This window comes from Mycobacterium sp. IDUB_5 (assembly GCF_055419565.1).
Genome location: NZ_JBVAXX010000007.1, coordinates 378,835 through 398,678, shown reverse-complemented (window position 1 = coordinate 398,678; position 19,844 = coordinate 378,835). Strand labels below are relative to the sequence as shown.

Annotated in this window: 23 protein-coding genes and 1 tRNA gene; 14 read left to right on the top strand and 10 right to left on the bottom strand. The window is 68.5% G+C overall.

What is annotated here, in order from left to right:
• Positions 1–34: 34 nt before the first annotated feature.
• The 3 genes from ACZY1G_RS24410 to ACZY1G_RS24400 form a co-directional block, all read right to left on the bottom strand.
• Complete coding sequence (locus tag ACZY1G_RS24410) at positions 35–1,480, bottom strand: neutral zinc metallopeptidase (protein ID WP_463817726.1); 1,446 nt, start codon at positions 1,478–1,480, stop codon at positions 35–37.
• 109 nt (positions 1,481–1,589) lie between these two features.
• Positions 1,590–3,593: an ATP-dependent DNA helicase gene (locus ACZY1G_RS24405; RefSeq protein WP_463817725.1), complete on the bottom strand. Its 2,004-nt coding sequence runs from the start codon at positions 3,591–3,593 to the stop codon at positions 1,590–1,592.
• Between the two features lie 4 nt (positions 3,594–3,597).
• The gene (locus tag ACZY1G_RS24400; protein WP_463817723.1) at positions 3,598–4,953 is read right to left on the bottom strand and encodes a nicotinate phosphoribosyltransferase; all 1,356 of its coding nucleotides are present in this window, start codon (positions 4,951–4,953) and stop codon (positions 3,598–3,600) included.
• Positions 4,954–5,006: 53 nt separating this feature from the next.
• Here ACZY1G_RS24400 and clpS point away from each other — a divergent pair, with 53 nt between their 5' ends.
• The 11 genes from clpS (at position 5,007) to rdgB (ending at position 12,448) form a co-directional block, all read left to right on the top strand.
• The gene (gene clpS / locus ACZY1G_RS24395) at positions 5,007–5,309 is read left to right on the top strand and encodes an ATP-dependent Clp protease adapter ClpS (protein WP_463817721.1); all 303 of its coding nucleotides are present in this window, start codon (positions 5,007–5,009) and stop codon (positions 5,307–5,309) included.
• 7 nt (positions 5,310–5,316) lie between these two features.
• Positions 5,317–5,901 carry an oxidative stress transcriptional regulator AosR gene (gene aosR / locus ACZY1G_RS24390; RefSeq protein ID WP_463817720.1) on the top strand — a complete coding sequence of 195 codons (585 nt, stop codon included), beginning with the start codon at positions 5,317–5,319 and terminating at the stop codon, positions 5,899–5,901.
• Positions 5,901–6,935, top strand: coding sequence for a P1 family peptidase (locus tag ACZY1G_RS24385; protein WP_463817718.1), 1,035 nt, complete (start codon positions 5,901–5,903; stop codon positions 6,933–6,935). The genes aosR and ACZY1G_RS24385 overlap by 1 nt, the downstream gene beginning before the upstream one ends.
• Before the next feature lie 10 nt (positions 6,936–6,945).
• Positions 6,946–7,359 (top strand): M67 family metallopeptidase, encoded by a 414-nt coding sequence (locus tag ACZY1G_RS24380; RefSeq protein WP_463823836.1) that lies wholly within the window; start codon positions 6,946–6,948, stop codon positions 7,357–7,359.
• A gap of 33 nt (positions 7,360–7,392) precedes the next feature.
• Positions 7,393–7,674: a MoaD/ThiS family protein gene (locus tag ACZY1G_RS24375; protein WP_463817715.1), complete on the top strand. Its 282-nt coding sequence runs from the start codon at positions 7,393–7,395 to the stop codon at positions 7,672–7,674.
• A complete protein-coding gene (locus tag ACZY1G_RS24370; protein WP_463817783.1) occupies positions 7,671–8,633 on the top strand; it encodes a PLP-dependent cysteine synthase family protein in 963 nt (320 codons plus the stop codon). The genes ACZY1G_RS24375 and ACZY1G_RS24370 overlap by 4 nt, the downstream gene beginning before the upstream one ends.
• Positions 8,624–9,310, top strand: coding sequence for a rhomboid family intramembrane serine protease (locus ACZY1G_RS24365; RefSeq protein ID WP_463823835.1), 687 nt, complete (start codon positions 8,624–8,626; stop codon positions 9,308–9,310). Before ACZY1G_RS24370 ends, ACZY1G_RS24365 begins: the two co-directional genes overlap by 10 nt.
• Complete coding sequence (gene murI, locus ACZY1G_RS24360) at positions 9,307–10,137, top strand: glutamate racemase (RefSeq protein WP_463823834.1); 831 nt, start codon at positions 9,307–9,309, stop codon at positions 10,135–10,137. Before ACZY1G_RS24365 ends, murI begins: the two co-directional genes overlap by 4 nt.
• Positions 10,138–10,195: 58 nt before the next feature.
• Entirely contained in the window at positions 10,196–10,960 is a 765-nt protein-coding gene (locus ACZY1G_RS24355) for a cyclic nucleotide-degrading phosphodiesterase (protein ID WP_463817712.1), read from the top strand.
• A 100-nt stretch (positions 10,961–11,060) separates the two neighbouring features.
• On the top strand, positions 11,061–11,843 hold the full coding sequence (rph, locus tag ACZY1G_RS24350) for a ribonuclease PH (protein WP_463817710.1): 783 nt from the start codon (positions 11,061–11,063) through the stop codon (positions 11,841–11,843).
• Positions 11,840–12,448 (top strand): RdgB/HAM1 family non-canonical purine NTP pyrophosphatase, encoded by a 609-nt coding sequence (rdgB, locus tag ACZY1G_RS24345; protein ID WP_463823859.1) that lies wholly within the window; start codon positions 11,840–11,842, stop codon positions 12,446–12,448. Before rph ends, rdgB begins: the two co-directional genes overlap by 4 nt.
• 1 nt (position 12,449) lies before the next feature.
• On the opposite strand, the gene ACZY1G_RS24340 is transcribed toward rdgB, so the two are convergent.
• From ACZY1G_RS24340 to ACZY1G_RS24330, 3 genes are read right to left on the bottom strand one after another with little or no spacing between them, the layout of a single operon-like run.
• Positions 12,450–12,797: a DUF3817 domain-containing protein gene (locus ACZY1G_RS24340; protein ID WP_463817708.1), complete on the bottom strand. Its 348-nt coding sequence runs from the start codon at positions 12,795–12,797 to the stop codon at positions 12,450–12,452.
• On the bottom strand, positions 12,794–13,171 hold the full coding sequence (locus ACZY1G_RS24335) for a hypothetical protein (protein WP_463817707.1): 378 nt from the start codon (positions 13,169–13,171) through the stop codon (positions 12,794–12,796). The genes ACZY1G_RS24340 and ACZY1G_RS24335 overlap by 4 nt, the downstream gene beginning before the upstream one ends.
• Complete coding sequence (locus ACZY1G_RS24330) at positions 13,152–13,571, bottom strand: hypothetical protein (RefSeq protein ID WP_463823833.1); 420 nt, start codon at positions 13,569–13,571, stop codon at positions 13,152–13,154. Before ACZY1G_RS24330 ends, ACZY1G_RS24335 begins: the two co-directional genes overlap by 20 nt.
• A 431-nt stretch (positions 13,572–14,002) precedes the next feature.
• On the opposite strand from ACZY1G_RS24330, the gene ACZY1G_RS24325 reads away from it, so the two are divergent.
• Together ACZY1G_RS24325 and ACZY1G_RS24320 are read left to right on the top strand one after the other, a co-directional pair.
• A tRNA-Leu gene (locus ACZY1G_RS24325) sits at positions 14,003–14,086 on the top strand.
• 44 nt (positions 14,087–14,130) lie between these two features.
• A complete protein-coding gene (locus tag ACZY1G_RS24320; RefSeq protein WP_463823832.1) occupies positions 14,131–15,045 on the top strand; it encodes an LLM class F420-dependent oxidoreductase in 915 nt (304 codons plus the stop codon).
• A 29-nt stretch (positions 15,046–15,074) separates the two neighbouring features.
• On the opposite strand, the gene ACZY1G_RS24315 is transcribed toward ACZY1G_RS24320, so the two are convergent.
• The 4 genes from ACZY1G_RS24315 to ACZY1G_RS24300 are packed head-to-tail and all read right to left on the bottom strand — an operon-like array spanning position 15,075 to position 18,212.
• The gene (locus tag ACZY1G_RS24315; RefSeq protein ID WP_463817704.1) at positions 15,075–15,398 is read right to left on the bottom strand and encodes a putative quinol monooxygenase; all 324 of its coding nucleotides are present in this window, start codon (positions 15,396–15,398) and stop codon (positions 15,075–15,077) included.
• A gap of 15 nt (positions 15,399–15,413) precedes the next feature.
• The gene (locus ACZY1G_RS24310; protein WP_463817779.1) at positions 15,414–16,439 is read right to left on the bottom strand and encodes an NAD(P)-dependent alcohol dehydrogenase; all 1,026 of its coding nucleotides are present in this window, start codon (positions 16,437–16,439) and stop codon (positions 15,414–15,416) included.
• Between the two features lie 10 nt (positions 16,440–16,449).
• Positions 16,450–17,178: an iron-sulfur cluster assembly protein gene (locus tag ACZY1G_RS24305; protein WP_463817702.1), complete on the bottom strand. Its 729-nt coding sequence runs from the start codon at positions 17,176–17,178 to the stop codon at positions 16,450–16,452.
• Positions 17,175–18,212, bottom strand: a complete 1,038-nt coding sequence (locus ACZY1G_RS24300; RefSeq protein ID WP_463823831.1) for an amidohydrolase family protein — start codon at positions 18,210–18,212, stop codon at positions 17,175–17,177. Before ACZY1G_RS24300 ends, ACZY1G_RS24305 begins: the two co-directional genes overlap by 4 nt.
• A gap of 159 nt (positions 18,213–18,371) precedes the next feature.
• Here ACZY1G_RS24300 and ACZY1G_RS24295 point away from each other — a divergent pair, with 159 nt between their 5' ends.
• On the top strand, positions 18,372–19,844 hold the full coding sequence (locus ACZY1G_RS24295) for an AAA-type ATPase lid domain-containing protein (protein ID WP_463823830.1): 1,473 nt from the start codon (positions 18,372–18,374) through the stop codon (positions 19,842–19,844).

Here is a 19,844-nt window from a genome sequence, read left to right as displayed (position 1 = left end):
GTAATCATTGGGGGGGCATCGCTGGGTGGGGCAATCATTGGAAGCGCGCGAAGCAGCGGTTCGCGTCGCCGAGCACGCCGACGCGGAACGCGTCGATGCGGGAGAACCCCGACGGCACGGACTCGCCGTTGATGTCGCTGGCGGCCAGGCCGTTGGTGAGCAGGCCCGACACCGCCTCGTCGACGTCGCCGGCCGTCAGTGCGATCGTCGCACCGTCGGGGGTGGTGACTTGCTTGGACATCTTGACCGTCGCGACACCGGTGAGACACGCAGTGCGCAGCGCGGCTTCGGCGTTGTCCAGTGCCACCCCGCCGCGCTCGTGCTGGATCGCCTGCATGTACCGCGAGACCAGCACCGAGTAGGCGACGTTGTCGCCGGAGGCCAGCCCGCCTTCGGCGCCCTGGGCGCCTAATTGGGTCAACGCCGGCAGGTCCACGACGATGGTGTTGGTGGCCGGGCAGTACGACGCGGGTGGGCTGGGGCGCGCGTCGGCGCACGTGCTCGCGGCCGCCGCGTCGAAACTGAGCGCGGGAGGCGCGGTGGGGGAGAACAGGATTCCCATCGCGTCGATGATGGAACGCACCGAGCTCTCGTCGATCGCCAACTCGCCGGACTCGTCCTCGGGTAAGAGGACCGGGAGGTCGCCGCGCCGCTGACCGATCTCGCGCATGTCGATTCCGGCGCACGCCTTCGGCCCGTCGGTGAAGCCGAACTGGAAGGCCGAGATGCGTTCGAAGGCCGAGCCGTGCTCGTCGACACCTGCCCCCGGATCGCCTTCTTGCAGAAGGGGATCGCGGAACGAGATGACGCCTGCCAGGACGTTGTTCAGCCCGTCGCCGGTGCTCAGAGAGAAGCGGGGAGAGTTGTCTTCGGCCACCCAGCGCATGTAGGAACCGGCCAGGCAGTCGGCCTGCTGCTCGGCGACCAGGGTCGGAGTGTCACTGGTGGTGAGCTTGGCGGCGCGGCTGACCGCGTGGCCGTACTCGTGAGCCAGCACCATCGCCACACCGATGTCGCCGTGAGCGCGGCGCAGATCCGGCAGCAGCTGACCCCTGTCCCAGCCGATGGTCCTGTCGGGGTAGCAGTAGGCGGCATTGATCAGGCCGAACGTGTCATCGCCACAGAACGTCCCGTCGAAACTCCCGGCGTCCCAGGAGATCAACTCCTTGACGGGAGTGAAGCCGTCGTCGAAGGTCTCCGGATACGCGCTCTCCCAGAACTGTTCGACGTCGCTGACAGCGCTGGCCGCCAGGTTGTCGATGTCTCCGCCGTCGGTGCCTTCGACCTCACGGCTGGGTCCTTCGGCATTGGGCCGCAGGCCGGTGGGTCCGTCGGTGGCGGGCATCCCGGCGACGGAGAACGGATCGTTGAACACCGATACGGCGTTGCCCTGCACGGTCGTGGCGCAGGCGGCACACAGCACCGCTCCGACGCCGATCAGAACGCCCAGCAGTGTCCGTGGTCGTGTCGACGGGCCCATGACGCCGCCTTTCGGGTCGTTCCGCGGCCCGCAGCGGAACGCCGGCCACCTGCGCGATCGACAATAGTGACCGCGCTCGTCTGCTGCCGGGCAGTCGACGAACCTCGGCTCAGCCGCCGCCGTGCAGCCGCCGCAGTGCGGCCCGCACGGCGTCGCCGTCGGTGGTGGCCCAGAACGGCGGCAGCGACGACCTCAGGTAGCCGCTGTAGCGCGCGGTCGCCATCCGGGAGTCCAGGACGGCCACCACGCCGCGGTCGTCGACGCGGCGCAGCAGCCTGCCTGCACCCTGGGCGAGCAGCAGCGCAGCATGGCTGGCGGCCACCGCCATGAAACCGTTGCCGCCGCGCGCGGCGACGGCGCGCTGGCGCGCGGTCAGCAGCGGATCGTCGGGGCGGGGGAAGGGAATCCGGTCGATCAGCACCAGGGACAGCGACGGACCGGGCACATCGACGCCCTGCCACAGCGAGAGGGTGCCGAACAGCGACGTCTGCTCGTCGGCGGCGAAGCGTGCGATCAGCGCGGCGGTGCTGTCCTCGCCCTGACACAGCACCGGGGTGGCGAGGCGGTCGCGCATGATCTCGGCGGTGGACCGCGCGGCGCGCATCGAGGAGAACAGACCCAGCGTGCGCCCGTCGGCTGCCTCGATCAGGCCGGCGATCTCGTCGAGCTGCTCCGCTGAGCCGACGCCGTCGCGCCCGGGTGGCGGCAGGTGCGCGGCGACGTAGAGGATCGCCGAGCGGGCGTGGTCGAACGGCGAGCCGACGTCGAGCCCGCGCCAGCTGGCGTCGGCCTCCGGTGCGCCGGTGAGTCCCCACGCCGCGGCCATCGCGTCGAAATCCCCGCCCACGGTCAGCGTCGCCGACGTCAGCACCGCGGTGGTGGGACCGAACAGTCGCGCGCGAAGCAGCCCGGCCACTGACAATGGGGCGACGCGCAGCAAGGTGCGGTTGCCCGAGCGGGTGTCCTCGATGTGTTCGACCCAGACGACGTCCGTGCGGTCGGGGATGGCCGGCACGAAGGAGGCGAGGATTCGCGCGGCCGTGTCGGCGACGTCGCCCAGCGCCGTCGCGGCCTCGGCGCGCGCGGTGGTCGTCTTCGGATCGTTCGGGGCGGTCTCGACCGCGGTGCGGGCGCGGCTCGCGCTGTCGCGCAGCACGCTCAGATAACTCCCGAGCTCCTCGTCGAGCACGTCGATGCGACCCGGCCGAGCGTCGAAGAGGGCCGACGACAACGTCGCCGAGGCCGCCTCGAAGCGTTCGACGAGTTCGGCGTCGAGCACGCGCGCGGCACGGCGTTGCGCCACCCCCAGCGCTGTCGCCGACAATTCGGCCGTCGCCACGCCCGTCACCCGGTCCACCAGTTCGTGGGCTTCGTCGACCACCAGCAGGTCGTGTTCGGGCAGCACGTTGGCATCCCCGATCGCGTCGATGGCCAGCAGCGCGTGATTGGTCACCACCACGTCGGCGTCGGCGGCGCGATCGCGCGCCCGCTCGGCGAAGCAGTCGGAGCCGAAGGGGCACCGCGAGACCCCGATGCACTCCCGCGATGACACGCTGACCTGCGCCCACGCGCGGTCCGGCACACCGGGCACCACGTCGTCGCGGTCACCGGTCTTCGTGCTGGCCGACCATTCGGTGAGCCGGGCGACATCGCGGCCCAGCGCAGTGGACGCGACCGGGTTGAACAGTTGGTCCTGCGGTTGGTCATCGGCGGGTTCGGTTGCCCCGTTTCCGGATCCGTTGTGAATCTTGTTCAGGCACAGGTAGTTTCCTCGCCCCTTCAGCAGGGCGAACTCCGGCCGTCGGGGGAGGTGGGGCGTCAGCGAGTCGGCGAGGCGCGGCAGGTCGCGGTCCACGAGCTGACGTTGCAGCGCGATGGTGGCGGTGGACACGACGACGGGCCGCTCGTCGGAGAGCGCGTGGGCGATGGCGGGTACGAGATAGGCCAGTGACTTGCCGGTTCCCGTGCCGGCCTGCACGGCCAGATGCTCACCACTGGTGAAGGACTGCGCAACCGCTTCGGCCATCGCGACCTGTCCGTCGCGATGCGCGCCGCCCAGCGCGGTGACCGCAGCGGCGAGGAGTTCGGCGACCTCGCCGGGCTTGGTACCCACCGCCCTACCGACCGCGGGGGGCGATCATCCGGGTCGGGACTGCGGGTTCGCCCTTGGACAGCTTCAACCCGTCCCAAGGCAGGCTCAGCAGACCCTGCTGCACGCGCTCACGCGCTGCCGCGAGGGAGAGATCGGCGACCGCTTGCCCGTCGCGCACCAGCGCCGTCGTCACCGTCCGAGCCACGAGGTCGGGCGGCACGTCCAACGAGTCCTCGGCCTCATCGTGAAAGGGGTGAACCACCTCCTCGACGATCGTGCCGGACTCCTTGGCGAGCCGCGTCGCCTGCTTGCGGCCGCCGTGGGACTCCTTGTGGCTGCTGCGTTTGGCGACCGGGAGGCCGTCGACCTCGACCAGCTTGTAGACCATGCTCGCCGTCGGCGCACCCGATCCGGTCACCACCGACGTGCCCACCCCGTAGATGTCGACAGGTTCGGCCCGCAGGGCGGCGATCGCGAATTCGTCGAGGTCGCCGGAAACCACGATCTTGGTGCCGGTGGCGCCGAGCCCGTCGAGTTGGGCGCGCACCTGGCGGGCCAGCACACCGAGGTCGCCCGAGTCGATCCGCACGGCGCCCAGCTCGGGGCCGGCGGCGTCGATCGCGTTCGCGACCCCGGCGGTGATGTCGTAGGTGTCGACCAGCAGTGTGGTGCCCACGCCCAGTGCGTCGACCTGCGCACGGAACGCCGCCTTCTCCCCGTCGGAGGCGGACTGCCCGGCCTCCGAGTGCAGCAGCGTGAACGCGTGCGCGCTGGTGCCGAGCGCCGGCACGCCGTAGGTGCGCTCGGCCTCCAGGTTCGACGATCCGGTGAACCCGGCCATGTACGCGGCGCGCGACGCGGCGACCGCCGCGGCCTCGTGTGTGCGGCGCGACCCCATCTCGATCATCGGGCGGCCCTGCGCAGCGCTGGCCATCCGCGCAGCCGCCGATGCGATCGCGGTGTCGTGATTGAAGATCGACAACACCAGCGTCTCGAGCAGCACACACTCGGCGAACGTGCCGTGCACGGAGAGCACCGGCGAGCCCGGGAAGTACAGCTCACCCTCGGGGTAGCCGTCGATGTCTCCGCTGAAGCGGTAGGCGGCGAGGTAGGCGAGGGTGTCGGCATCGCAGAAACGCTCGAGTGCGGCGAGTTCGGACTCACCGAACCTGAACTGCGACAACGCTTCCAGGAAGCGTCCCGTCCCGCCGGTGACGCCGTAACGCCGGCCGTCGGGCAACCGCCGCGCGAACACCTCGAACGAGGTGCGGCGGTGGGCGGTGCCGTCCTCGAGCGCGGCCGCGAGCATGGTCAGCTCGTACTTGTCGGTCAGCAGGGCCGGTGAGGGGTGCGCAGACGGGTTCTCCGGCGACGAGGTCACCGCCCAACCGTATCGGTTCGGAGCCGGGGGAGGACCCCGGTATTCTGGCCCGCATGGTGACGCCGGCGAAGGCACGACCGGATACCTCCGTAGAACGCGAGGTGAGCTCCGATGCCGCCGCGGACACCCCGTGGGTCACGATCGTCTGGGACGACCCGGTGAACCTGATGACGTATGTGACCTACGTCTTGCAGAAGCTGTTCGGCTACAGCGAGTCGCACGCCACCAAGCTGATGCTGCAGGTGCACAACGAGGGTAAAGCCGTGGTCTCCGCCGGCACCCGGGAATCCATGGAGGTCGACGTGTCCAAGCTTCACGCCGCCGGGTTGTGGGCGACACTGCAACAGGACCGCTGACCCGGCTGTGCGTAAATGGAAGAGGGTCGACGGCGGTGACGGCCCACGGTTCCGGTCGGCACTGGCCGCTCACGAGGCCGACCTGCTCTCCAGTCTGGTGACGTCGCTACTCGACATGCTCGACGAGCGTGCTGCATCGGCGCCGGTCGACGAGCTCGCCGAGATCACGGGCATTCGCACCGGTAATTCGACTGCGCCGCAAGACGATACGATGAAGCGGCTGCTTCCCGACTTCTACAAGCCGGCGACCGACCACCCCGCCGGATCCGGTCCGGCCGAGAGTCTCAACAGCGCGTTGCGCAGTCTGCACGAGCCCGAAATCCTCGACGCCAAGCGCACCGCGGCGGGTCGCCTGCTGGCGACGATTCCCACCGGCGGCGGGAAGTTCGAGCTGTCCGAGGACGACGCGCAGGCATGGGTCTCGGCGGTCAACGACGTCCGACTGGCGCTGGGCACCATGCTCGAGATCGGCCCTGATGGACCCGACCGGCTGCCCGGTGACCATCCGATGGCCGGACACCTCGACGTCTACCAGTGGCTCACGGTTCTGCAGGACTACCTGGTCGTCAGCCTGATGGGGACGGGGCGCTGATGCCGGGCGCGATCACCGACGTCGGCGGCATCCGCGTCGGGCACCACCATGCAATCGACTCCGATGCCGCGCTGGGTTCGGGCTGGGCGACAGGAACCACCGTCGTGCTGACCCCGCCGGGCACGGTCGGCGCAGTCGACGGCCGTGGTGGAGCGCCGGGCACCCGCGAGACCGATCTGCTGGACCCCAGCAATTCGGTGCGGCACGTCGACGCGGTCGTCCTGACCGGTGGCAGCGCCTTCGGGCTCGCCGCCGCCGACGGCGTGATGACGTGGCTGGAAGAGCAGCAGCGCGGCGTCGCGATGACGGGCGGGGTGGTGCCGATCGTGCCCGCCGCGGTGATCTTCGACCTGCCCGTAGGCGGTTGGCAATGCCGGCCGACCGCGGACTTCGGCTTTTCCGCGGCCGCCGCGGCTGCCGCTGACACCGCCATCGGTACCGTCGGCGCGGGTGTCGGGGCGCGGGCAGGGGTGCTCAAGGGCGGCGTCGGGACCGCGTCGGTGACGCTCGACATCGGCGTCACCGTCGGCGCGCTGGTCGTCGTCAACTCGGCGGGCGACGTCGTCGATCCGGCCACCGGGCTGCCCTGGCAGGCCGACCTCATCGAGGAGTTCGGCCTGGTGGCGCCGCCGGCCGACCAGATCGCCGCCTACGCGGACCGGCACGGCGAGCTCGGCCCGCTCAACACCACGATCGCGGTCGTGGCCACGGACGCGGCGCTGAGCAAGGCGGCCTGCCGCCGCGTCGCCGTCGCCGCGCAGGACGGGCTGGCGCGCACGATCCGGCCGTGCCACACGCCGCTGGACGGTGACACGGTGTTCGCGCTGGCCACCGGTGCCGTCGAGGTCGAGCCCGGCCCCGCCTCGTCGACACAGCTCCCGGCGTCGATGTCTCCGGAGGTGCCGCTGATGACGGCGGTCGGCGCGGCCGCGGCCGACGTGCTGGCCAGCGCGGTGCTGGCCGGGGTCCTGGCCGCCGAGGGCGTCGCCGGAATACCGACCTACCGTGGGCTGTTGCCCGGAGCGTTCGAGTGAAGGAGAGCGGGTGCTGACGATTCGTGCTGACCTGGTGGCGGAGATGGTCGATCATGCACGCGCCGACCACCCTGACGAGGCGTGCGGGGTGATCGCCGGCCCGGAGGGGTCCGACCGACCTGAGCGGTTCATCGCGATGGTCAACGCCGAGAGGTCGCCGACCTTCTACCGGTTCGACTCCGGCGAGCAGCTGAAGGTGTGGCGGGCCATGGACGACGCCGACGAGGCGCCCATCGTGATCTACCACTCGCACACCGCCACCGAGGCGTACCCGAGCCGCACCGACATCTCCTACGCCTCCGAACCGGACGCCCACTACGTGCTGGTGTCGACGCGCGATCCCGACGAGCACGAGCTGCGGAGCTACCGCATCGTGGACGGCGTGGTCACCGAAGAACCCGTCACCGTCGTCGAGCAGTACTGACGCCAGACAACCCGAGAACCGAGGAGCCCTGCCATGTCCGTCACCGTGTCCATCCCGACGATCCTGCGCACCCACACCGGCGGCGAGAAGCGGGTGTCCGCCTCCGGGACGACCCTGCAGGCGGTGATCGACGATCTGGAAGCCAACTACTCGGGGATCACCGAACGGCTGGTCGACCCCGCCAATCCAGGCAAGCTGCACCGGTTCGTCAACATCTACGTCAACGACGAGGACGTGCGGTTCTCCGGCGGCTTGAACACCGAGATCTCCGACGGTGATTCGGTGACGATCCTGCCGGCCGTGGCAGGAGGCTGATGAGGTACGACTCTCTGCTGCAGGCGCTCGGCAGCACCCCGCTGGTGGGACTGCCGCGGCTCTCGCCGGCGTGGGATGGCGATCCGCACGTGCGCCTGTGGGCCAAACTCGAGGACCGCAATCCGACGGGGTCCATCAAGGACCGGCCGGCACTGCGCATGATCGAGGAGGCGGAGCGCGAGGGTCGGCTCCAACCGGGTGCGACGATCCTGGAACCGACGAGCGGCAACACCGGCATCTCGCTGGCGATGGCGGCTCTGCTCAAGGGCTACAACATGATCTGCGTGATGCCGGAGAACACCTCCATCGAGCGCCGCCAACTGCTCGAGCTCTACGGCGCGCGGATCATCTACTCACCGGCCGAGGGTGGCTCCAACACCGCGGTCGCGCACGCCAAAGAGCTTGCTGCACAGAACCCTTCGTGGGTGATGCTCTACCAGTACGGCAACCCCGCCAACGCCATGGCGCACTACGAGGGCACCGGCCCGGAACTGCTGGCGGACCTCCCCGAGATCACGCACTTCGTGGCGGGGCTCGGCACCACCGGCACCCTGATGGGCACGGGTCGGTTCCTGCGCGAGAACGTGCCGGGAGTGCAGATCGTCGCCGCCGAACCCCGGTACGGCGAAGGGGTGTACGCGCTGCGCAACATCGACGAGGGCTTCATCCCCGAGCTCTACGACCCCGACGTGCTGACCACCCGGTTCGCGGTCGGGTCCTTCGACGCGGTGCGCCGTACCCGTGAGCTCATCCAGGTGGAGGGCATCTTCGCGGGTATCTCCACCGGCGCGATCCTGCACGCAGCACTCGGCATGGCGGCCAAGGCCGTCAAGGCGGGGGAGCGCGCCGACATCGCCTTCACCGTGTGTGATGCCGGGTGGAAGTATCTGTCCACCGGTGCCTACGCCGGTAGCCTGGACGACGCAGAAGACGCGCTGGAAGGGCAACTATGGGCATGACGGGCACCGGCGGAAGCCCCGGCCCGACCGCGGGGCGGCAACGTCCCGGCTGGCTCGTCGGTGGGCTCACCATCGTGTCGTTCGTCGTCATGCTTTGGGTCATCGAAGCATTCGATGCCGTGAGCGGACATCGCTTGGACAGCAATGGAATTCGACCGCTGGAAACCGACGGTCTGGCGGGAATCCTGTTCGCCCCTCTGCTGCACTCGAACTGGGAACACCTGATGGCCAACACCGTTCCGGCGTTGGTCCTCGGGTTCCTGATGACGTTGGCGGGGCTGTCGCGGTTTCTGTTCGCCACCGCGATCATCTGGCTCGTCGGCGGCCTGGGCACCTGGCTGATCGGCAACATCGGTGCCCAGTGCCCTTACGTCGGTGTGCGCTGCGAGACCAATCACATCGGCGCGTCCGGCCTGATCTTCGGCTGGCTCACCTTCCTGATCGTGTTCGGCTTCTTCACCCGCAAGGTGTGGCAGATCGTCGTCGGCGTCGTCGTTCTGTTCTTCTACGGCAGCGTGCTGCTCGGCGTCCTGCCTGGCACGTTCGGCGTCTCCTGGCAGGGCCATCTGTGCGGTGCGCTGGCCGGGGTGCTCGCGGCGTACCTCCTGTCCGGCCCGGAGCGGCGCACTCGCGCCATCGGCAAGGGCGCCCCCGCTCCGCCCTACCTGTCCCGATGAGCGCGGATCTGCCGATCGGGATCTTCGATTCCGGGGTCGGCGGCCTGACCGTGGCCCGCGCGATCATCGACCAGCTGCCCGACGAGGAGATCGTCTACGTCGGCGACACGGCCAACGGACCCTATGGCCCTCTCACGGTTCCGCAGATCCGTGAGCACGCACTCGCCATCGGTGACGACCTCGCCGAGCGAGGCATCAAGGCGTTGGTGATCGCGTGCAACACCGCGTCGTCGGCCTGCCTACGGGACGCGCGCGAGCGGTACGCGCCGATTCCCGTCGTCGAGGTCATCCTGCCCGCCGTCCGGCGAGCCGTCAGCACCACGCGCACCGGCCGGGTGGGTGTCATCGGCACAGCCGCGACCATCGCGTCGGGCGCCTACCAGGACGCGTTCGCCGCCGCACGCGACCTCGAGGTGTTCTCGGTGGCCTGCCCGCGCTTCGTCGACTTCGTCGAGCGTGGTGTCACCAGCGGGCGGCAGGTCCTCGGCCTGGCCGAGGGCTACCTCGAACCACTGCAACAGGCACAGGTCGACACCCTGGTCCTGGGCTGCACGCACTACCCGATGCTGTCAGGCCTCATCCAGCTGGCGATGGGCCAGGACGTGACGTTGGTGTCGAGTGCCGAGGAAACAGCAAAGGATCTGTTACGGGTGCTCACCGAGCGCGACCTGCTGCGGCCGCACCCGGGTGATGGTGCGCCGGCGCCGCGACGGGTGTTCGAGGCGACCGGCGATCCGGAGGCGTTCACGCGGTTGGCGGCGCGTTTCCTGGGGCCCTCCCTCGACGGTGTGCGCCATGTCCAGGGTCACGCCGGAACACGGACATGATCTCGGTCGCGGAAAGCGGCGATGTTTTCCGCATAGCGCTGGTGGGCATGGCAAGCTAGTGGGCGTGCGAGTCACCGTACTGGGGTGTTCCGGCAGTGTGGTCGGACCTGATTCGCCCGCGTCCGGTTATCTGGTGACCGCGCCCGATACTCCGCCGCTGGTCCTCGACTTCGGTGGCGGCGTTCTCGGTGCTCTTCAGCGCCACGCGGATCCGAATTCGGTGCACGTCCTGTTGTCGCATCTGCACGCCGATCACTGCCTGGATCTGCCCGGCTTGTTCGTCTGGCGTCGCTATCACCCGAGCCCGGCCACCGAACGCGGTGTCGTCTACGGTCCGGCCAACACGTGGGCGCGTCTCGGTTCTGCGTCGTCGCCAGAAGGTGGCGAGATCGACGACTTCACCGACATCTTCGACATCCGGCACTGGGTGGACAACCAGGCCGTCCAGATCGGAGCGCTGACGATCGTGCCGCGCCTGGTCTGCCACCCGACGGAGTCCTACGGCATGCGCATCACCGACCCGTCGGGCGCCACGCTCGTCTACAGCGGGGACACCGGCTACTGCGACGCGCTCATCGACCTGGCCCGCGGCGCCGACGTGTTCCTGTGCGAGGCGTCGTGGACACACGACCCGAGCCGTCCACCGCGGTTGCATCTCTCGGGCACCGAGGCCGGTCGCGCGGCCGCCCGCGCGGGGGTCCGCGAGCTGCTGCTGACCCACATCCCGCCGTGGACGTCGCGCGAAGACGTCATCAGCGAGGCGAAGGCGGAGTTCGACGGTCCGGTGCACGCCGTCGTGGCCAACGAGGCATTCGACATCTGACCCCTTATCGCCCAAACCGACATTTGGGCGGGTTTGTGCGAGAGGCGCCCGCCATTACGTCGATCTCGGCGCGGTCTTGGCGACCGGCTAGGGTTGGCCCGTGTCCAGACGAGAAGACGGCCGGCTCGACGACGAGCTTCGCCCCGTCACCCTGACCCGCGGCTTCACCACCCACCCGGCGGGATCGGTGCTGGTCGAGTTCGGGCAGACGCGGGTCATGTGCACCGCGAGCGTGACCGAGGGCGTTCCGCGGTGGCGCAAGGGCTCCGGCCAGGGCTGGCTGACCGCGGAGTACGCGATGCTGCCCGCAGCCACCCACGATCGTTCCGACCGCGAGTCGGTGAAGGGCCGCGTGGGCGGGCGCACCCAGGAGATCAGCCGCCTGGTCGGGCGTTCGCTGCGTGCCTGCATCGACCTGGCTGCGCTGGGGGAAAACACGATCGCCATCGACTGCGATGTCCTGCAGGCTGACGGCGGCACCCGCACCGCTGCCATCACCGGCGCCTACGTCGCGCTGTCAGACGCCGTGACCTACCTGGCCGCCGCCGGCAAACTCAAGGACCCGCGACCGCTGTCCTGTGCGATCGCAGCGGTCAGCGTCGGCGTCGTCGACGGCCGTATCCGCGTCGACCTGCCCTATACCGAGGATTCACGCGCCGAAGTCGACATGAACGTGGTCGCGACGGACACCGGCACGCTGGTCGAGATCCAGGGCACCGGCGAGGGCGCGACGTTCCCCCGCTCGACTCTCGACAAGATGCTCGACGCCGCGATGGCCGCCTGCGATCAGCTGTTCGTGATCCAGCAGGAGGCGCTGGAGTTGCCGTACCCCGGGACGCTGCCCCAATCGGGCGAGCCTTCGAAGAAGGCGTTCGGAAGCTGACCCGGCTCCTGGTTGCCACTCGCAACCTCAAGAAGCTGACCGAACTCCAGCGGGTGCTCGATGCCGCCGGGGTAGGCGGTGTGACGCTGGTGTCGCTGGCCGACGTGGCCGCGTTCGACGAAGCGCCCGAGACAGGCGCGACATTCGAGGAGAACGCTCTGGCCAAGGCGCGCGACGCCTACACCGCGACGGGCCTGCCGGCGGTGGCCGACGATTCCGGCATCGAAGTCGACGCGCTCAACGGCATGCCGGGGGTGCTGAGCGCGCGGTGGTCAGGCCGGCACGGCGACGACGCCGCCAACACTGCGCTGCTGCTCGGTCAGCTGGCCGACGTCCCCGACGAGCGTCGCGGGGCGGCGTTCGTGTCCGCGTGTGCGCTGGTTCACGGGCCTGGCGACGCTGACGCCGTGGTGGTGCGCGGGGAGTGGCGCGGCACCGTGGTCCGCGAGCCGCGCGGCGCCGGGGGGTTCGGGTACGACCCGGTGTTCCTGCCAGTTGATTCGGATCGGACGGCCGCCGAGCTCACCCCGCAGGAAAAAGACGCGGCCTCGCACCGCGGCCGTGCGCTGACTGCGCTGCTGCCGTCGCTGCGCGCGCTGGTCTGACTCAGCTCAGCCCGAACTGGTCCTTGATGTTCTGCGTCTGGAAATGCTCGACGATGATGCCCACTAGCGGGATCGTGCCTGCCAGCAGGATGCCGACGGTTTTGGCGATCGGCCAGCGGACCTTCACCGCGAGGTTGGCCGTGAAGAGCAGGTAGACGAAGTACACCCAGCCGTGGACGACGGCGATCCAGCCCAGCGAGTCGTCGCCGAAGCCGTACTTCATCACCATCTCGTAGCACAGCGCGATCAGCCAGACGCCCGTCGCCCACGCCATGACCCGGTAGCCGGTCAGGGCTTTGCGGACGGTGTCGACGGAAGCAATCGGCGAGGGCGAGTCGGGTGCGGTCACGTACCGGTTCCTGTCTTGTCGTCGCCATCGATTCTGGCGAGTTGAGCTAGATAGGCGTTGTACTCACGCAGCGTCACATCGGCTTCGGTGGTCGCTGCCTTCGGGCGCTCGGGGAGCAGACCCGCCGGGATCTCGGTGGGCGCGTCCGTGTTCTGCAGGGTGGGCGGCGCGTCCTCGTAGCGGACGAACTTGAAGTAGGCGTAGACGCAGAAGCCCGCGAAGGCCGGCCACTGCAGCGCGTATCCCAGGTTCTGGAAGTCGCCGGAGGTCGATTCGAAGCGTGTCCACTGCCACCACGCCAACGCGAGGCAGCCCGAGGCAGCGGCGATCACCAACAGGATGAGCGCCGGCCTCCTACGCCGCGTAGTGGACACTGCTCAACGGTACCGCGCTGTCCTTGGGCCCGACGAACTCATCGAGGCGCTCGGTGGCCGCCTTGCGACAGATGGACACCGCGTACTTGTCGGATCGCCGCCATGGGATCTCGAGCACATCGAGCGCAGCGGTGAACAAGCCGATGATGTCCTCGGACCGATTGCTGAAGTGGTACCTCACGCTGAAAGCACCGCGATCGTTCGCGACGACACGGCACCCGTCACTGTGCAGGAGCCCGAGGACGAACTCCTCTGCCTCGTTGTCCACGATTGCCTGCTGCCACGGTTCCAGCGCGATGCGCCGATTGTGCTTACGGCCCGGCCCGTGCTGAGGCAGCAGGCACGGCCAGTGCTGCGAATACCTCCTTACGTCGACGCAGTTGCTCTTCCTCTTCACCACGGACGCGGTTTGACCCGGCATCACTTCATCAATTGCCTGACGGCATCGGTCGATGATGGCGGGATATTTGGTGTCGCAGGCAATGCGCAGACGCCACGATCGAGGGCCTCGCGAGATCCAACCGTCGCCCAGGTAGATCCCGAGAAGGTATGCGTATGCCCCCTCGGGCAGAGCGTCGAAATCGTGCAGCGTTCCGCATGGCGACCGTGGATTTGCGTGAATCAAGCTCGGTGGTGGTTGGCGCCGCCAATCTCGAACGGTCCCGCGGGGAACCCCGGTGAGGCGGGCAATTGCACAATCATTGAGCCCTGCCGCGACGAGACGTCTGACCTGCTCGAACTCTTCGACCGATCTGGTCATGAACCGCCACCTCCTGAGGCAAAACTAGGTGCAGCGTCTGACAAGTCAAGATTGGTACGATCGCACCCGATGCGGGCGTGGCGAAACTGGTTTACGCGCGGGCTTTAGGTGCCCGTGTTCGAAAGAACATGTGGGTTCGAATCCCACCGCCCGCACTCCATTCGGAATATCTGCAACCGTCGGATGGGTTGGCCGGGGTATGCCTCATGGAGTTGTGCTGACCCCGGACCGGACTGCACCGAACCTTATCGACGACGCGATAGCGCAGGCGCAGGTCGCCTACGATGCCGGCGTCCGAGAGGTCTGGCTCGCGCAGCGCGTCGACTATGACGCTATTGCACTTGCGGGACTGATCGGGGCGGCGGTGCCCGGGCTCGGAGTGGGCACGTCGGTGGTGCCCATCAACCCGCGGCACCCGCTGATCGTCGCGGCTGCCGCACAAACTGCCCAGGCCGCGTCGCATGGCAATTTCAGTCTCGGGCTCGGGCTCGGCGCCCCGTCGGTCGAATCTCAGGCATTTGGCATCACCGTCGACAAGCCGGTGCGGCGGTTGCGCGAATACCTGACGGTGCTGCGGTCGATCTTCGACGACGGCGCCGTGGATTTCCACGGCAGTGAGGTCACCGCCAGTCCGGAGTGGCCCGTTGACGTACCCGGGGGAGCGCCACTGCCCATCTACGTGGCCGCGATGGGGCCGCAGGCGCTACGCGTCACAGGCGAACTGGCCGACGGCACCCTGCCCTACCTGGCGGGGCCGCGAACCATCGGCGAATTCATCGCCCCGTCGATCGCGAAGGCAGCCAGCGACGCCGGTCGTCCGCAACCGCGGGTCATCGCCATGGTCCCCGTAGTGATCGACGACGACACCGACGCGGCCCACGCGTATGCGGCGCAGGAACTGGCCTTCTATGCGACCATCCCGTCGTATCAAGCTGTGATCGCCCGTGAAGGAGTCGACGGCGTGGCGGATCTGGCCGCCGTCGGCACCGCCGAAACGGTATCGCGCCGGCTGCGGGCTTACCTCGACGCTGGCGCCACCGATGTCGTGCCCACGTCGTTGCGTGGCAATCGTGCAGAACTAGAACAGCTTTGGCAGGTCGCAGCCGGACTGTAGCGTCACCCTTTTAAGAGAATGGCCGGACGCTAACCGACTTTCATCTCGCCCATCTCCGACCAGCCGGTCGCATCGATCTCACGGCTGATGATCAGCGGCGTCGATGCCAGCCACCCCGGCGCCTCGGCGACGAACTTCTCGAAGTGCTCGCCGCTGACGTGCGCCTTGCCGGCGTCGCCGTCGCGGAACCCCTCGACCAGGACGTACTCGGACGGGTCGTCGAGGCTGCGCGACCACTCGAACCACATGTTGCCCGGTTCGTCTCGGGTGGCCTGAGTGAATCCGGCGACCAGCTGCGGGAACTCCTCGACGTGCTCGGGCTTGGGGCGGAACTTCACGACAATGAAAATCACGCGGACCGCGCCTTTCTACGGGATGAGGATGGCTCGGCCGCGGACGTTGCCGTTGTCGAGATCGGTGATGGCGGACTGGAAGTCGTCGAGCGCGTACTTCTGCGTGTGCAGGTTCACCGCGCCTCGGGCGGCCAGCGCCATCAGGTCGCACAGGTCGTTGTACGAGCCGACCAGGTTGCCGATGAAGTTGATCTCCGTCGAGATGATGTCGATCGTGGGAACGTCGATGTTCTCGCCGTATCCGACGACGTGGTAGTCGCCCGCGCGGCGCAGCATGGCCACCCCCTCGGCCGTCGCTCCGCCTTCGCCGACGAAGTCGACCACCACTTCGGCACCGTTGCCGCCGGTGAGGCTCAGAACCTGGTCGACCTGCGAGCCGTCGGCCACCACCCCGTGGTCGGCTCCGATCGCCTCGGCGAGCTTGAGCGCCTCGGGGTTTCGGTCCACGACGATCAGCTCGGCAGGTGACAGCGCCTTGAGGACCTGGATCCCGATGTGGCCCAAGCCTCCTGCGCCGATCACCACGACCCGGTCTCGCGGCCCGAGCCGCTTGGCTGCCTTCGCGGCCGCGTGATACGCCGTCAAGCCCGCATCGGCCAGCGCGGCGACATCCGAGGGCTCCAGCGAGTCGTCGATACGCACGACGCTGCGCGCCGAGGTCTTCAGGTATTCGGCATATCCGCCGTTGGTGTCGATGCCCGGGAATTGGTTTGCCTCGCAATGGACGTCGTCACCGGACCGGCACGCCCGGCACAGCCCGCAGGTGATCAGCGGATGCACGATGACCTTGTCGCCCTCGGCGACATTCGTGACTGCCGATCCGACGGCCGCGACCCAGCCCGCGTTCTCGTGACCGATCGTGTACGGCAGCTGCACCTGCGACTTCTCCGCCCACTGGCCCTCGAGGATGTGAAGGTCGGTGCGGCACACTCCGGCTCCGCCGATCTTGACGACGACGTCGAACGGGCCCGACGGTGTCGGCACGGGCAGCTCGGTCATCTCCAGGTTCTGGTGGTAACCGACCACCTGGACGGCTCGCATGGTGGACATGTCAGTGGGCTCCTTGCAGATCGGGCATCAGGGTGGACAGGGGGAAGAAGGTGTCGGGCTCGTCGCCGTAGCGGGTGCGCAGCAGTCCGCGGCAGAAATGGGCGTTGCCGTCGATCGAGATGCGGGTCGAGCGGGCCCGTCGCAGTGCCATCGGTACGTCCTCGAAAGGACGTCCGTACTCGTCGACGAGCACCAATTCCTCCGGTGCGGTGGACAATCCGAGTGCCGACCGCCGGTTCGACAGCGCCTCGGTCTCGGTGCAGGCCGGCAGGTCGCCGATGCGCACCGATCCCATCGACTCCTCCGACCGGGACGCGTCGGACCGCAGCAGCGCGGTCAGGCAGCGCTCCATCGCCGCGGTGTGGGCCTTTCGCTTGAACGTCATCCGCAGATCGTCGAGCGAATCCTCGGCCTCATGGCCGAACGTGCCGCGATACCCCGCATCGCTGGCCAGGCCGGCGTTGATGATGTCCGAATCGTGGTGGTCGTCGAGTTCGACGACCACCTGCCGCGTCCACTCCAGTTCGGTGAGAACGTCTTTGGCGTCCGATGCCATCAGGTAGGCGAAGTTCGGCGAGCAGAACGACGTCGGCAGCCGCAGGTTGACCTTGACGTTGCCCGACGGGGACACCACTAGCGAGCGGACAAACCCCAGGTCGGTGATCGGTTCGTCGAGTTCGGGATCGACGACGGCGGACAGCGCGGCCATCGCCTCGGTGTCGCGGCTCATGCGTTGGCCATCTCGTCGGCGCCACGCGGGCCGACCGACGGCTCGTCGGCGTCGGGCAGCGCCAGCTCGGCCGGGACCGGGATCTCGTAGAGCTTCGCGGCGTTGAGGCCGAGGATCTTCTTCTTCTGCTCGACGGAGATCTGCGGGTACTCGCCGAGGTCGCCGGGGATGTTGAAGTCGACGAACGCTTCCACGAGCCACTTGGGTGTCCACAGCGCGTAGTCGGAAGAGAAGAAGATCCGGTCTTCGCCCACCCAGTAGAGGAGCTCACCCATGATCTGCGCGAAGTACTTCGGGCGGGTGTGGATGAACGGCATCGCCACGGCGAGCCCGGCGTACACGTTGGGTTCCTGGGTGGCGATCCAGCAGAAGTCCTCGAGCCGGGGCAGGCCGCAGTGCTCGACCACGAAGTTCAGGTCGGTGAAGTCGGAGGCGACGTGGTCGATGTCGGCGACGTCGAAGGCGTCACGGTCCAGCGGGCGGATCGTCGGTCCCTTGTGGACGTGGATGTTGCGGATGCCGAGTTCGCGGCAGACCTCGAAATACCGGTAGGCCCACGGGTCGTCGAGCTTCCAGCCGCGGGACTCACCGTGCCATTCGGCGGTGTAGAGCTTGACGCCCTTCAGGTTGTACTTCTCGGCGTCCAGGCGCAGCTGCTCGAGTCCCATCTCGCCGTTGCGCGGGTCGAAATGATGGTTGTAGGTCAGCTTGTCCGGATGCGCCTTGGCCAGGTCGGACGCTTCGGCGGTCTGCCCGAAGCCCTTGTAGTAGAACTCGCCGAGGTGTGCGGGCTGGAAGATCGCGTGGTCGACGTAGCCGAGCTCGAACAGGTCGCGCATCAACCGGTCGCCGCCCTGGTACAGGTAGTCCTCGTAGCTCCACAGCTCGGACTCGGGAGAGAGGTTTCGGTGGTAGTCGTAGAAGCAGTCGATGAACTGTTTCCCGTGGATGTTGCGCTGGTTCTCCGGCCGGGCGTCCCACAACGCGATGTGGGCGTCGACGATGAAGTAGCTGTTGCCGTCCTTGGTGTACATGGATCTCCTTCAAGCGGACCGATGTGAGGGTTGTCACATCGCTGTCAGCGAGGCTAGGCCGCGACCTCGGGCTCGGGCAGATCCACGGCGTCTCAATCTGAGACGTCGTCCCACCTGCGTCTACAGCGGGAGGCGGGCAAATTTTGTAACGTGGATCACATGCCGGACGGACTGCCAGCGCGGGTAGGCGCCCTCACCCCGTCGCGGGGTCAGGTGCCGCACCGTCTCCTTGCCTCCTGGCAGCGAAGCGAGGACTACGGCATCTCGCTCGACGGGGTCGAGCCGGTCTTCACCGGTACCGAGGACCTCGGCTCGCTGTTCTTCGAATGCGGCAATGCGGTGCTGAGCGACTTGCACCGCACCCTCGCCAACGAGCCCATCAGCCTGATGCTCACCGACTCCGAGGGCGTCGTCCTGTCGCGGCTGTCCGGCGACCGCAGTCTGCAGCAGGCTCTCGACGACGTGCACCTCGCACCTGGTTTCGCCTACTCGGAGCGCGATGTCGGGACCAACGGACTCGGGCTCGCGCTGGCGGATCGAGCACCCACGCTGGTGCGCGCCGATCAGCACTATGCGTTGAGCCTCAACCGGTTCACGTGCGCGGCGGTTCCGGTGCTCGATCCTGCGTCGGGCCGCCTCGAGGGCAGCGTCAATCTCACCACCTGGTCGGATTCGTCGGCCGATCTTCTGCTCGCGCTGGCCCGGTCCGCGGCCAGCAACACCGCGGCGATGATGCTGGCCCGGGACTCGGGCCGGCGGGTCCGGCCGACGCCGCGCGGTGACGTGTTCCGCGTCGAAGTGCCTGGCCTGGAACCGAGTTCAGGGACGTCGACCTCGCTGGGGCCGGCATGGGCCGCCGCGGTGACCCATGCCGCGGATGCGATGTCCGCCGGCAACATCGTCGCCGCGATCGGTGAGCCAGGGGCTGGCCGCGCCACCGCGCTGGGCCAGGCGGCGCGCCGCGCGCATCCGCGGGATCGCATCCTCTCCGCGGGGGCGCCGGAGCCCGACGACGTGCCGACGTGGCTCGGCCTGTGGACCCCGGAGCTGGGCAAGGCCCACACCGCGGTGATCGTCCGAGACGTGGACTTGTTGCCTGCCTGGGCGGCCGAGCGGCTCCGCGACCTGGTCGCTCAGGCGAGCGGACAGTCCGGGGTGCCATTCGCGGTGACGGCCGAGCGCTTCACCGACATCCCCGCCCCGCTCGCTCGACTGGTCGACACGGTGGTCGAGGTACCGCCGCTGCGCGAACGCGCGGACGACGTGGTGGCGTTGGCGACCCACATCGCCCGTCGGGCCCGCGGCCGTGACGTCGCGTTCACCGCGCCCGCCGCGCGTGCCTTGCAGAGCTACGGATGGCCGGGCAACGCCGACCAGCTGGCTGCCGTGGTGCGCAATGCGGTGAGTCGAACCGACGTTGTCGACGTCGGTCACCTGCCGTCGGAGGTCCTGGCCGGCAACACCCGACGGCTCTCGCGGATCGAAGCGTTCGAACGAGGGGAGATCGTCAGGGTGCTGAGCAACGGCGCGTCGACGATGGCCGATGCGGCACGGGATCTGGGGATGAGCCGGGCGACTCTGTATCGCAAGATCGCGCAATACGGCATCGACGCCGCGCGATTACACGGGTGA

Bases quoted from the DNA above. Each gene is read 5' to 3' on its own strand.
- ACZY1G_RS24375 (WP_463817715.1), top strand. From the start codon at position 7,393: ATGTCCGTCACCGTGTCCATCCCGACGATCCTGCGCACCCACACCGGC.
- ACZY1G_RS24385 (WP_463817718.1), top strand. From the start codon at position 5,901: ATGCCGGGCGCGATCACCGACGTCGGCGGCATCCGCGTCGGGCACCAC.
- ACZY1G_RS24365 (WP_463823835.1), top strand. From the start codon at position 8,624: ATGGGCATGACGGGCACCGGCGGAAGCCCCGGCCCGACCGCGGGGCGG.
- clpS (WP_463817721.1), top strand. From the start codon at position 5,007: ATGGTGACGCCGGCGAAGGCACGACCGGATACCTCCGTAGAACGCGAG.
- ACZY1G_RS24310 (WP_463817779.1), bottom strand. From the start codon at position 16,439: ATGCGAGCCGTCCAGGTGGTCGGTTACCACCAGAACCTGGAGATGACC.
- ACZY1G_RS24305 (WP_463817702.1), bottom strand. From the start codon at position 17,178: ATGAGCCGCGACACCGAGGCGATGGCCGCGCTGTCCGCCGTCGTCGAT.
- ACZY1G_RS24300 (WP_463823831.1), bottom strand. From the start codon at position 18,212: ATGTACACCAAGGACGGCAACAGCTACTTCATCGTCGACGCCCACATC.
- ACZY1G_RS24410 (WP_463817726.1), bottom strand. From the start codon at position 1,480: ATGGGCCCGTCGACACGACCACGGACACTGCTGGGCGTTCTGATCGGC.
- ACZY1G_RS24320 (WP_463823832.1), top strand. From the start codon at position 14,131: ATGCCTCATGGAGTTGTGCTGACCCCGGACCGGACTGCACCGAACCTT.
- murI (WP_463823834.1), top strand. From the start codon at position 9,307: ATGAGCGCGGATCTGCCGATCGGGATCTTCGATTCCGGGGTCGGCGGC.
- ACZY1G_RS24295 (WP_463823830.1), top strand. From the start codon at position 18,372: ATGCCGGACGGACTGCCAGCGCGGGTAGGCGCCCTCACCCCGTCGCGG.